The sequence below is a fragment of the Butyrivibrio sp. AE2032 genome, assembly GCF_000702965.1.
In genome coordinates, this window is the sequence record NZ_JNLF01000005.1 from 2,043,582 (window position 1) to 2,057,170 (window position 13,589).

At 47.9% G+C, this 13,589-nt stretch carries 11 protein-coding genes; all 11 read left to right on the forward strand.

The annotated features are described in order from the left end of the window. Positions 1 to 12: 12 nt before the first annotated feature. The 11 genes from yicI to BO18_RS26630 all read left to right on the forward strand — a co-directional run bounded on the left by yicI (position 13) and on the right by BO18_RS26630 (position 13,544). Positions 13 to 2,010 (forward strand): alpha-xylosidase, encoded by a 1,998-nt coding sequence (gene yicI / locus BO18_RS26580; RefSeq protein WP_034451870.1) that lies wholly within the window; start codon positions 13 to 15, stop codon positions 2,008 to 2,010. A 13-nt stretch (positions 2,011 to 2,023) separates the two neighbouring features. Then, positions 2,024 to 2,719, forward strand: a complete 696-nt coding sequence (locus BO18_RS26585) for an aspartate/glutamate racemase family protein (RefSeq protein WP_034450850.1) — start codon at positions 2,024 to 2,026, stop codon at positions 2,717 to 2,719. A 51-nt stretch (positions 2,720 to 2,770) separates the two neighbouring features. Then, a complete protein-coding gene (locus BO18_RS26590) occupies positions 2,771 to 3,865 on the forward strand; it encodes a DUF1266 domain-containing protein (protein WP_034450852.1) in 1,095 nt (364 codons plus the stop codon). Between the two features lie 211 nt (positions 3,866 to 4,076). Next, positions 4,077 to 7,181, forward strand: a complete 3,105-nt coding sequence (locus tag BO18_RS33685) for a hybrid sensor histidine kinase/response regulator (RefSeq protein WP_051689205.1) — start codon at positions 4,077 to 4,079, stop codon at positions 7,179 to 7,181. Between the two features lie 13 nt (positions 7,182 to 7,194). Continuing rightward, entirely contained in the window at positions 7,195 to 8,868 is a 1,674-nt protein-coding gene (locus BO18_RS26600; RefSeq protein ID WP_034451874.1) for an EAL domain-containing response regulator, read from the forward strand. Positions 8,869 to 8,880: 12 nt separating this feature from the next. Further along, positions 8,881 to 9,222: an Hpt domain-containing protein gene (locus BO18_RS26605; protein WP_034450853.1), complete on the forward strand. Its 342-nt coding sequence runs from the start codon at positions 8,881 to 8,883 to the stop codon at positions 9,220 to 9,222. A gap of 40 nt (positions 9,223 to 9,262) precedes the next feature. Further along, positions 9,263 to 10,102 carry a serine hydrolase domain-containing protein gene (locus BO18_RS26610; protein WP_034450855.1) on the forward strand — a complete coding sequence of 280 codons (840 nt, stop codon included), beginning with the start codon at positions 9,263 to 9,265 and terminating at the stop codon, positions 10,100 to 10,102. A gap of 33 nt (positions 10,103 to 10,135) precedes the next feature. After that, positions 10,136 to 10,765 carry a nucleotidyltransferase domain-containing protein gene (locus BO18_RS26615; protein WP_034450856.1) on the forward strand — a complete coding sequence of 210 codons (630 nt, stop codon included), beginning with the start codon at positions 10,136 to 10,138 and terminating at the stop codon, positions 10,763 to 10,765. 23 nt (positions 10,766 to 10,788) lie between these two features. Continuing rightward, positions 10,789 to 11,985 carry a serine hydrolase domain-containing protein gene (locus BO18_RS26620; protein WP_034450858.1) on the forward strand — a complete coding sequence of 399 codons (1,197 nt, stop codon included), beginning with the start codon at positions 10,789 to 10,791 and terminating at the stop codon, positions 11,983 to 11,985. A 16-nt stretch (positions 11,986 to 12,001) separates the two neighbouring features. Beyond that, positions 12,002 to 12,412: a VOC family protein gene (locus tag BO18_RS26625; protein WP_034450859.1), complete on the forward strand. Its 411-nt coding sequence runs from the start codon at positions 12,002 to 12,004 to the stop codon at positions 12,410 to 12,412. Positions 12,413 to 12,470: 58 nt separating this feature from the next. Beyond that, positions 12,471 to 13,544 carry a S66 family peptidase gene (locus tag BO18_RS26630; RefSeq protein ID WP_034450860.1) on the forward strand — a complete coding sequence of 358 codons (1,074 nt, stop codon included), beginning with the start codon at positions 12,471 to 12,473 and terminating at the stop codon, positions 13,542 to 13,544. Positions 13,545 to 13,589: the final 45 nt, after the last annotated feature.

Genomic DNA, 13,589 nt, shown 5'->3' on the forward strand with positions numbered 1-13,589 from the left:
GAGGAACCATACATGAGATTTACTGACGGCGCATGGAGAACGGCAGAAGGTTTTGATATTCATAAGGCTTCGGAAGTGAGGTTTGTCAGGAAAGAAACCGGAAAGATCACGCTCACGATGCCGACATTCCATATATACGTCAGGGGCATGACACTGAGCGGACCTTATATAACCATGGAGATCACGTCTCCTGCCGAGAACATTTTCCGCATCAGGACATATCATTTCAAAGGCGACAAGTCACTTGAGCCTTCATTCTTCAGCATTTCAGAAGACACGTCAGACCTTAGTGCCGAAGAGGACGAAAAGACTGTCACGGTCAAGAGCGGCGCGAGCACTCTTGTCATAAACAAGGAAAACTACGGCTACGAGCTTATCAGGGACGGCCGCACGGTAACCGGATCGCGCGAAGGCGCGCTCGCTTATATCGACGGCAGCCACGGCTGTTTTATGAGAGAACAGCTGGATCTGCGCGTCGGCGAACATGTCTACGGCCTGGGTGAACGTTTCGGAAACTTCATAAGGAACGGTCAGAGCATCGACATCGTCAATAAAGACGGCGGCACATTCTCCGAGCAGTCCTACAAGAACATTCCGTTCTACATCACCGACAATAATCTGGGTGTTTTCGTAAACCACACGGAAGAGATTAATTTTGAGGTCGCGTCCGAGAATGTATCGAAAGTACAGTTCAGCGTGGCAGGCGAGTGCCTTGATTATTTCCTCATCGCAGGCGGATCTATGAAGGATGTCATAACGCTCTACACGGGGCTTACCGGACGCGTTCCCAAACTTCCGGACTGGTCGTTTGGGCTCTGGCTCTCCACGTCATTTTCGACCGATTACGACGAGAAGACGGTGCTGTCGTTTGTCGACGGAATGCGTGACAGGGGGATCGATCTGTCGGTATTCCATTTCGACTGCTTCTGGATGAAGGACAGTCACTGGTGCAACTTCCTCTGGGACAGCGACATGTTCCCGGATCCCGAGGGACTCATTGCCAAGCTGCACGACAGGGGACTTCATGTATGTGTATGGATAAATCCTTATATCGCACAGCAGTCCGAGATATTCGATGAGGCTGCATCGAACGGATATCTGATAAAGAAGACGGACGGGAGCGTTTGGCAGACCGATCTTTGGCAGGCCGGCATGGGTATCGTGGACTTTACGGATCCTGAGGCTGTCAGATGGTATCAGGGCAAGCTCAAGACGCTCCTGGATATGGGTGTCGACTGTTTCAAGACTGACTTCGGAGAGAGGATACCGGTAGATGATGTGGTCTTTGCCGACGGGTCAGACCCTTTGAGGATGCATAATTTCTACACGTATCTTTATAACAAGGCTGTTTTCGAACTGCTCGAAAGGGAGAAGGGCAAGGGTGAAGCCGTGCTGTTCGCAAGGAGCGCCACGGCCGGCTGCCAGAAGTTCCCCGTACACTGGGGCGGCGACTGCCATTCGGATTATCCGTCGATGGAACAGACCATCAGGGGCGGTCTCTCGCTCATGCTGTCGGGCTTCTCGTACTGGAGTCACGATATCGGAGGCTTCGAGGACAAATCAACGCCCGACGTCTATAAGCGCTGGTCGGCATTCGGTCTTCTGAGCTCCCACAGCAGGCTGCACGGAAGCACTTCTTACAGGGTGCCGTGGAACTATGACGAGGAGTCGGTAGACGTTTTGAGACATTATGTGGAACTGAAAAAATCCCTCATGCCGTACATCAATGCTGCACGTGATGAGGCTGAAAGATACGGATTGCCGGTCATGCGACCCATGATACTCGAATTCCAGGATGATCCGGTATGCGCATTCCTTGACAGGCAGTATATGCTGGGAGACAAGATCCTGGTTGCGCCTGTTTTCGACAAAGACGGCATGGTGGAATTCTATCTGCCTGAAGGCACATGGGTGTCATCAGACGGCAGCGACAGGCGCATCGTTGAGACCGGAAGGTTCTTTAAGGAGAAGCGCGGTTATCTTGAGATGCCGGTCTATATCAGGGAGTAACGGAGGATAACATATGAAAAAGATCGGATTGGTTGGCGGGACCGGACCTGAGTCAACACAGATGTATTACAAGGAACTTAATTCAAGGATCGACAGGCTGACCGGCGGTAAGGCCATGCCCGACATCGTGATCGACAGTGTCGATTTCCGCAGAGCCTGGAGATATGTCGTTGATGAAAGATACGACCTTCTCACGGACTATCTGTCGGAGAAGACTGAGAACCTCAGAAAGTGCGGGGCAGAAGTCATATCGCTGACCGCCGTTACGATGCATGTCGTATCGGATGACATTACCGCAAAGACCGGAGCTGATCTGGTCAGCATACCGAAGGCGGTCTGCAAAGAGGCTCAAAGCAAAGGATATAAGACGGTAGGTCTTTTGGGGACCATCTTTACGATGGAAAAGGATTATATGAAAAAGGATTTCAGGGAAGCCGGGATCAATGTTGCCGTTCCCTGTAAAGAAGACAGGGATCTTGTAGCAAAGAGGATATATGAAGAACTCGAACTCGGCATCGTTAAAGAGTCCACACTCAAAGAATTTCAGGAGATCATCACGAAGATGAAGCATGAAGAAGGGATCGAAGCCGTGATCCTCGGCTGTACTGAGCTTCCGCTTCTTTTGAACTCAGGCAATTGCCCGGTCCCTTGTCTTGACAGCGTAGAGATACACATAAACGAATTGATATCGCAGGCATTTGAAGAGTGAATCCGGATCGCCTGAAGAAAACATAATGAAATATCCGGGAGGAAATAATAAATGGCACAGATAAGTGACAATGACCCTATTTTCGAACAGCTCGAGCAGTGGCACAACGAGGATGAATACCAGAAGATCCTGGATAAGATCGAGGAGATCCCCGAAGAAGATCGGAGCAACAAACTCCTGTTCCGCAAGATAAGCGCCCTCAATAATCTGACGCGCTTTGATGAGGCCAAGAAAGAGCTCAAACTTTTATCCTACAAGTGCACGGAACCGCATGAAGTAGCCAGACTCTACTATCTGCTGGGATATATATACGATAACACCGGCTGTGAGATGAAGGCCGTCGAATGCTACCGCAATACCAGGTCACTCGATCCTGAATTTGAGGGTGTTCAGGAACTTATAGACAACAGCTTGAAGTATGTTAATAAGGATCTGGAAACTGCACGGAATGCTTTTGCAAAACTTTTTCCTGATGTTTCAGATGCCATTGAAAAAGCGGAAAACCCTCTCAAACTGGACGTTGAGGATGCATTGCCTTATATCTCGCTGGTCGAAGCGTCGTTCATCCCGTCGAGGCTCGGCATCAAGCTTCCCCTGGATAAGATGTTCTTTAAGTGCGATGAGGCTGACAAGCCGAGGGTAAAAGCTTTCCTGGAACAGGTGTACGGTGTCAAGGATATCGAAAGCCTTCGCCAGTGGTATGCAAACAACCGCAATGCTTATCAGTTCGCCAGGATGACGGCTGCCATGAAGGAGAATAAAAAGCTTCCGACAAAAGGTCTGACGATCCCGGGAAGGGTCCGTTATGACGCGACGAATCTCATCATCAGTTATATGAAGGATTTTCTTCCTGAAGCAGGTGTTGCCGCCTGGGATTACAGCACGGTACTGGCTCTCGCCCGTCTGGCCTATGCCTGCGATATTTTGAGCAACACTGAATTCGGAGAGACGTTCATCTTTTTCTCGGACGAATGCAAGAAAAATTTCTCTTCGTGGGAGGAGTTTACGCGTTCGACCGTCATCGGCGGGTTCTATAATGCTGCCTGCTTTGAGACTCCGTATGACATCAAGACTGCCACCAGATTCGGTGTCGGGGCGGGAGTGCTCTGCATGCAGACTTATCCTCAGGTGACCTGGATCGGCTGATCTTGTCGCAGACAAATACCTGGACCGGAACTTAAGAGACTTATCTGTGGAGCAAAAGCAGATTACCGCGTAATTATCAATTATAATTTATACGCGTGTTATAATAAGAATATTCGGCGGACTTTTGCTGACCGGTGTCATCGTTGCCGTCTGCTCTTCAGTCATCCGGATAAACCGAAGTGATTACTTCTGAGAGGAACTGTACACAGTTATGAAAGACAGATCTTCAAATAAGGGCAGAAACCGCACCCCGGCCATAGTTGTCGGGATCATCGGCGGGATCATCGTAATCACGATCTTCATAGTCGGAACCATCATCATGGGCGGAACTGCCCACAGGGATACCGGAAAGGCAGTCCGTTCCGTAAGTAATCTTTATCTGGACGAGTTGACCGGAAGACGTGAACGGGTCGTTGCATCCAATCTCCAAAGGGAGATCGAAGACCTTCAGGTTGCCGTCGGACTTCTTACGGAGACGGATCTTTCAGATACGGAACATCTTCAGGCTTTCCAGGCCAGAATGAAAAAACTCTACAGACTTGAGAAATTCGCATTTGTCGATACGGACGGGATCATATACACATCACTCGGCAATCAGGACAACATCGCCGATTACGGGTTCGATTACAAGACGATCTCTTCGCCTGAGATATCGATCTTAAATCTCGAGAGCCTGGACAAGAAGGTCATCATCGCGATCCCCGTAGACAATATCGAATTCTGCGGCAAGCAATTCCTTGTTTGCTTCATGGAGATCGATATGGATGTAATGCTTCAGGGCGTATCGATGTCATCGGGCGAAAATGATGCCACATTCTGCAATATCTACAGCGATAACGGAATAGCCTTGAGCAATACAGTCTTAGGCGGTCTTGCCGTTGAGGATAATCTCCTTGACGCTTTGGGACATGCCGAGTTTGAAGAAGGAAGTTCATATCAGAAGGTTCTTGATGATTTTAGGGAAAAGAGGCGGGGTTCTGTATCTTTCACATATAGCGGGACCGAAGAGACACTGGCTTATGTTCCGGTCGAGGGTACGGACTGGATGCTTACCTATCTCATTAGAGAAAAGGTCATCACAGATCAGATCAGCTCCATTTCGAGCGGCATTGTCGTAAAAAGCGTTATTCAGTCAGTTCTTGCAGCGCTTGTCCTGATCGCGATGTTTGTTTTCATCATCATCCAGGTAAGGAAGAATGCTTCGCTTGCGATCGCGAAAGAGACTTCCGAGACCGAGAACCGCGTTAAGCAGGAGGAGATGGAACACCGCATAAAGCTTCAGGAGAAACTGCTCGAGGAAGAAAAGAAGAGAACGCAGCAGGACAATATGATCACGGCCATGTCGGCTGATTACAGAAGCGTTTATTATGTCAATCTCGAAAAGGACGAGGGCATCTGTTACAGAGGCGATGCCGAAGATAAGGATCAGACAAAAGAAGGCGTACCGTTCCCGTTCAGCGAACGTTTCAACTGGTATGCGGAAAATTTCGTTGCCGAAGAATACCGTGAAGGATTTAAGAGCTTCATAGATCCTGATAACATCCGCAAGGGGCTTGATACCGAACCCATACTTGCATACCGTTATCTTGCAAGACGCGCCGGCAGGGAATACTACGAGATGATCCGCGTTGCCGGCGTCAGACACATCGATGAGCGTGGCGGAGACAGGGTAAGAGCCATCGGTCTGGGCTTTACCATAATCGATGCTGAGATGAGACAGAACATGGCTCAGCAGATTGCTCTGAAGGACGCTCTGGAATCTGCCGAGCAGGCAAACAAGGCAAAGACAGCATTCCTTTCAAACATGAGCCATGAGATAAGGACTCCGATGAATGCGATAATCGGTCTGGACAACATAGCTCTGAACGATCCTGATACTCCCGAAAAGACCAGGGATTATCTTACAAAGATCGGAACTTCCGCCGAGCATCTTCTCGCGCTTATAAACGATATCCTTGACATGTCCAGGATCGAGTCCGGAAGGATGGCCCTTAAGCAGGAGGAATTCTCACTTTCCAAGCTCCTCGAATCCATTAACACGATGTTTAGCGGACAGTGTCTGGAAAAGGGCCTCGATTACGGCTGCCACATAAAAGGCGATATCGACGATTACTACATCGGCGATAACATGAAGCTCAGACAGGTCCTGATAAACATACTCGGCAATGCCGTCAAGTTCACGCCGTCAGGCGGTAAGATAGGACTTATCATAGAAAAGAAAGCGCAGTTTGACGGAAGGACCACGCTGCAGTTCGAGATAAGCGACACCGGCATAGGAATGAGCAAAGAGTTCCTTCCTCACATTTACGACACGTTCGCCCAGGAGGATGCCACATATACAAATAAATACGGTTCATCCGGCCTGGGACTTGCCATCACCAAGAACATCGTTGAGATGATGAACGGCAGCATTGAAGTTGAGAGCGTAAAGGGCGAAGGAACCACTTTCCTTGTAAGCGTAACCCTGAAAGATTCGGACAAGCAGGAGATGTCCGAACACGAAACGAAAGTCGTACCGGACAATATGTCCGTTCTCATAATCGATGACGATCCTGTCGCATGCGAGCACGGAAGACTTGTTTTCGGGAAGATTGGCATAACTGCCGATATAGCGCTTTCGGGTGAGGAGGGCCTCGAGAAGGTTACATTAAGGCACGGCAGACGTGAACCTTATAATCTCATTTTGATCGACTGGAAGATGCCCGGGATTGACGGCGTTGAGACTACGAGACGGATCCGTTCGCTTGTAGGAAAGGAGTCGGCTATCATCATCCTGACTGCATACAAGTGGGATGACATCCTTGATGAAGCTGTTAATGCCGGTGTCGACAGTTTCATTGCCAAACCGATCTTTGCCGCCAATATCCTTGAAGAATTCGAGAATGCGTTCAGACGCAAGAATCCGGGAACAGAAAATAGAGTTAAAGACAAAGACCTGTCCGGCAGGAAGATACTTCTCGCGGAAGATGTTGAAGTAAATGCCGACATCATCAGGATGCTACTTCAGACACGCGGGATAGAGACCGATCTTGCTCCTAACGGAAAGATCGCGGTTGATACTTTCTCCGCCAGTGAACCAGACCATTATTTTGCCATCCTGATGGATATGAGAATGCCAGAGATGGACGGACTTACGGCGACCAGGATCATCCGCGGTCTTGACCGTGAAGATGCAAAGAACATCCCTATAATCGCTCTGACTGCAAACGCTTTTGACGAAGATGTTCAGAGGAGCCTGCAGTCCGGTCTTAATGCACATCTTACAAAACCGATAAAGCCGGAATTACTTTTCGAGACTTTGGAATCGTATCTTTGAAAGGCGGTGACTTATGACAAACCCTGTTGTATCACTATTTGAAGACGGAAAACGGACGATACTCGTTGCTGATGATGAGTTCATAAACAGAGAGATTCTTTCCGAGATGCTCAAGGATGATTATGACATCATCACAGCCGAAGACGGTGAACAGGCTTATGAGATCATCAAGACACACAGCAAGACGATATCGCTGGTCCTTCTTGATCTGATCATGCCTAAGATGGGCGGCCTGGAACTCCTGTCATCCATCAAGAATCAGAGTGAGTTTTCAAGCATACCTGTTATCGTTCTGACTACGGATCAGGAATCAGAGGTCGTCAGTCTTAACACGGGCGCATCCGATTTCATTCCGAAGCCGTACCCCAGACAGAGCGTTGTAAAGGCCAGGATCCGCAGGGCGATAGAACTTTCAGAGAACCGCCAGATAATAAGCGACACCCAAAATGACATTATTACCGGCCTTTATAACGGCGAATATTTTTACGAGTATGCCGAGACGTTTGACAAGTATCATCCGGATACGGACATGGATGCCATAGTTCTTGGGATCAACAACTATCATGTACTGCTCGAGCGATACGGCAAAGACAGATGTATCGAGCTCCTTTCGATGATAGCGGAGGAATTAAGAAAGCTTTATCCGAACGGTGAGTCCATTCTCTGCCACAAGGAGATGGATGTTTTCTTCATATACTGCCACCATAAAGAAGGTCATGAGGAAAGACTCCAGGAGATAAGCCATTCCGTTGACTGCATCTTCAGCGGGGTAAAACTGAAGATGGGCATATACGAGAAAACAGACAAGAACCTCGAACTGAGGAACAGGTTTGTCAGAGCCCGCATGGCATACGATAAGCTGCAGGGTAACTATCACGACGTGATCGCAGTTTTCGACGACGAGATCCTTAAAAAGACATTGTTCGAAGAGCAACTCTGCGCTGATTTCAAGACGGCCGTCAGTGAAGAGCAGTTCATGGTCTTCTTCCAGCCCAAGTTTGATATCACAGGTGAAGAGCCTGTCATCGCCGGAGCCGAGGCTCTTGTAAGATGGCGTCATCCGACACTTGATCTTATCTCACCCGGTCTGTTTATCCCTCTGTTCGAGAACAACGGTCTTATCTACGAGCTCGATGATTATGTCTGGCATAAGACCGCGGCGATGATAAAGGCGTGGAGAGGAAAGTTCGATAAGAAGATCCCGGTCTCCGTTAATATCTCCAGAGCTGAGATGTACGATCCAAATCTTGCCAACAGGCTTCTCAACATCGTTGAGGAAAACGGCATCGAGGTATCAGATCTTCATCTTGAGATAACCGAATCAGCATATGTCAGTGATTCGAGCATGATAATCGACCGCGTTGAGGATCTAAGACAGAAGGGTTTCTTCATCGAGATGGACGATTTCGGCTCCGGATATTCCTCCCTCAACATGATCGGTGAACTTCCGATCGATGCTCTCAAACTGGATATGCTCTTCATCAGGAGCGCCTTCAAGAGTAATAAGATGAAGATGCTCGACATAGTTATCGATATAGCCGATTGTCTTGGAGTCCCTGCCATAGCCGAAGGCGTTGAGACGGAGGAACAGTTCCTTAAGCTTAAGGAATCGGGATGCGCGGTAATACAGGGTTATTATTTTTCAAAGCCTGTCCCGGCTGATGAATTCGAAAAGTTTCTGCAATAAAGGAGAAGATAAATGCCTACTATAGAAGATCTTAAAAACTACGGTGCAAATACGGACGAAGCGCTCTCGAGACTGATGGGAAATGAATCATTCTATCTGGCTCTTGTCCCCAGAGTGTTTGAAGACGGCAATTTTGAGAAACTGGCTTCAGGCATCGCCGAGGGTGATCTGGACAAGGCTTTTGAAGCTGCGCACAGCCTGAAAGGCGTACTCGGCAATCTGGAACTTACCCCTATCCTGAAGCCCATGCTCGAGATAACCGAGCTGCTCCGTCACAGGGAACAGATCGATTATTCACCTTATCTTGAGGAGATATTCAAACAGAAAGAAGCTCTTCAGAAACTGTTCGAATAACGGGAAGTTATAATAAGAGTTCGGGGCATATGGGGAAATAATGGACTTCGGTTTATTTGTTAATGACATCGAAAAGAACGGGTGGAATGTCTTCGGAACAGAGGTGTACCAAGACGGCACTCTGATACATACATGGGGAGACACGCGGGATGGCCTTCACGAGCTTTATTCCGCGACGAAGACGGTCTTGTCCGTTGCTTTCGGCATCGTGTATGACAGAGGACTTATCGGTCTTGATGATCCCATCCTGAAATACATATCAGTGCCTGCAAAACCCGGCTGGGAGAAGATCACGTTAAGGCGGCTCCTTACCATGTCAGTATCAGGCCTTCCGTTCAGAGCTGAAGGCGATAACTGGATTGAGTTCTCACTTAACTGTGATGTCGATCCTGACGAACGCGGATTTAATTACAGCAACATCTGCACTTATCTGACGGGTGTAGCGCTCACGAATGTGCTCGGTTCGGATCTGGGCAGGTTTATAGAAGATGAGATCCTTGTTCCTTTGGACATTATGGATTATGAATATTCGCGCAGCCCCGAGGGGTATTTCTACGGTGCATCGGGCATGAAAATGACTGTTCATGATCTGAGCAAGTTCGGACTTCTTCTCATGAATGAAGGCGTATATGAAGGCAGACGCATCGTCTCAGCAGAATATGTTAAGATGGCGACTTCGGTTCAGCAGATGAACAGAGAGGGCGGCTACGGTTTTTATGTCTGGAAATACCGCGACGGTTACAGCATCAACGGCAAATGCAAGCAGAAGTGCTATGTCCTGCCTTCCCGGGGCATTATCGTTACTTATCTGTCCCATATCGATGACGATTCACACGATCTTCTGAACAGCATGGAAAAGCATATACTCGGGATCTCCTGACCGGAGGCCAGAGACATAAGCAGGATTGTAAGCATGAAGCACGATCAAAGAAAATACATCGATTATGTTGAGAAATATGCCGAAGCAAACAGGCATCATATCTGGCTGGGCGGATCTTTCCTTCACGGCAACCCGACGCCTTTTTCGGATGTGGACATAAGTGTGCTGATGGAAAAAGACACCTTAAGAGAGTTCATCTGCGGATACGGGGAGCCGGTATATATCTCTTATACGACTAATCCCGAAGGGATCATCATTGTCATTTATGAGGACGGCGTGGCTGTCGATCTTGAAGTGATAGGATCTGTGGAAGTCACGGATAACAGGTTCTTCCACTTGGAAGACATCAAGGCGCATGGATTTGTCCGTAACGGCAGTATCTGCAGGGAATTCTGTATGAGAAACGATCCGCCTTATCAGACGGCACGTCTCTTTCACCGCAGCCTGATCAAATATCTTGCAGGCAAAAAAGAGGCCGGAGTCAGTGTGGCTAATGAGATCGCCGCATTTCTGGGTGACAGTTCTCGTGTTAAGGAAAGTGACTATAAGAACGGCATTACAAGTCTTATCGAACAGTATCATGATAAATATCCGTTGGATGAAAAATACCACGGAATCTGCGTTGAATTAATAGAACAGGTCGAAACTGTTTTTGAGCAGTAAACACCGGGGAATTGGGATTATTAATGATGAGAAGAAAAACGCACAGGATCAAAAACTTTATCAGCATTGCCGTTATTGCGTCTATGTTATTAGGACTTGCTTCGTGCAAGACTAATCTGAATTCTCATATCCGTGTTGAGGACGAGATCTCCAAACTCAATAATGTTGAACGGAATATCTATGTTTCCGGAAATGAGGATTATGAGGCAATAGCAAATTATCTCCAATACATCGCGACCGAATCTGATTTCAAGGGTTCCATGATCGCCGCCACTGATGATGAGATCATATTTGCGGCGGGTACAGGACTTCTTGATGTTGACGGCAATGAAGCAACTCCGTATACGACGTATGAGATCGGTTCCAACACAAAATCTTTTACCGCGGTCTGTATCATGAGCCTCATCGAAAAAAAGAAACTTACGATGGATAAGACCATAGGGGAATTATTTCCTGAGTACAGTTCATATCCAAGTTATGAGAAGATATCCGGAATTACCGTCTCCGATCTTTTGCATATGCGTTCAGGGCTTGCTGACTATGTGAATGACCCTGTTGATTTCATAGGGGAGGAAATACTCTATGAGATCTGCGGCCCCGATCCTGCAAATAATCTTGTTTATGCGGAAGCCTACAGGATGATCGAAGCCGCGTTTGATGATGAATTGTTTCTGGAACGTCTTTTCACTCTTGAACCGCTGAGTGAACCCGGTGTGGAATTTGTATACAACAATACGAATTATCATCTCCTTGCCCTGATAGTGGAGCGGGTCAGCGGGAAGGCATTTGAGGATTACTTAAATGAGGTAGTTTTCGGGCCTTGCAACATGAAAAACACATCAGCGGACAGCAGCGTTGAGGTTACGGCATCCTACGAATACTCGGAGGAGCTGGATTATCTGTCTGATCCGGAGTTTCAGATGGGCGCGGGCGGCATCCGCTCGAATGTGGCCGACATGCTGAAGTTCGACAGGACGCTGTTTGGCGGTTATATCCTTAATGAGAAGTCAATGGATGAACTCCTCACACCTGTTGACGGATATGCATGCGGCTGGCAGATCAGAGACGGCTTCGTTTACCATTGCGGAGATGTTCCCAGGTTCTCGACAAGCAATTATATTATCGAACGGGACGGCAAGAGGATCTATATTATCCTTATGGCCAATCTGAAAGGTGATTACCGCTCGGTTATACCTAAGAATATCGACATGATGTTTTGACGGAAAGGATGATTTTATGAGATTAGACGGTTTCGGTATTTTTGTTGAAGACATGGCTTCAATGATTCGTTTTTACAGAGATGTTCTCGGGTTTGAGATCAAGGAAACCGAAGATACATCGAATGTATATCTGGTGAAGGACGGTACGCTTTTCATGTTTTACGGCCGCAAGGATTTCGAGAACATGACCAGCCGGAAATATGAGTATGTAAGAGGCCTGAACGGTCATTTCGAACTTGCGCTTTATGTTGATACCTTTGACGAAGTGGATGCCGTGTACGAACGTGTTACCGGACAGGGAGCAACACCTGTGCTTGCGCCGGTCACGGAACCGTGGGGACAGAGGACATGTTACATTGCCGATCCCGAAGGAAATCTGATAGAGATCGGATCCTGGGACAAACCATACGAGGAGAAGGATCTGTAATTAATTATTCCTGCACGATGAATGACTGAGACAAAACGGGATATATGGAGGAAGCGAAATGAAAGAACTGATAATTCCATCAAAATTGAACGAGGGCGATAAAGTCGCATTTATCTCGATCTCAGGCGGACGCGCCGGAGATGAGGACATGCTTCCAAGATACAAGCTTGGCAAAAGAAGATTCGAAAAGATCTTTAATGTGGAAGTCGTCGAAACTCCCAATGCGCTTAAGGGAAGTGAATACCTTTATGAGCATCCCGAGAAAAGAGGCGAAGATCTGATGTGGGCACTGAAGGATGATTCCATCAAAGGTATCATCTGTAATCAGGGCGGAGATGATTCCTACCGCGTTCTTCCGTATATCGATCCGCAGGTCATTCATGATAATCCGAAGGTGTTCATGGGTTTCTCCGATATTGCCACTTGGATGGCGGTTTTCACATATGCAGGTGTCCGTGCTTATTACGGTCCCACCGTTCTGACTCCGATAGCACAGCCCGGAAAACTTGATGAATATACGGAAGAGGCGATCAGACGGACTTTGTTCTCGAATGAGGTAATAGGCGTGATCAAACCGTCGGAAAAGAACACACCCATCGATTGGACGACCACATACACGATCGAAGGGGTGCAGTATGAACGTTTCCCGGATAATGATGAGATCGAGGACCTGAAGGATCCGATCCCATGGGAAGACGGAACCGGCTACAAGGTATTGCAGGGCTCCGGAAAAGTCAGAGGCCATGTTATCCCGGTCTGCGGAGGCCCTCTCTGGCAGATAATGGGGACGAAGTTTTTTCCGGATCCCGATGTCTGGGAAGATTCCATCATTGCGATGGAACACTGCAGTATCTATGGCAGTAAGTTGGCCGGATTGCATGAGCTGCGTGCATTTGCTGCGGCAGGTATATTTGATAAGGCAAAGGCTGTGATCACCGGTCCCATGGATGATGAAAGCAGGGAAACAATTCTGAAGGTTATGCATAAGGAAATTCACAGACCGGACATGGTCATAATGGAAAATGTCGATTACATCCACAGAACTCCGATGACGGTTCTCCCCGTAGGTGCGCTGATGGAAATAGACTGTGATGCTCCCGGAATAGAGATACTGGAACCGGGAGTGACATGATCAGCAGGATGAACAAACGCAACATCTGTCAGTCTTTATCTGTAT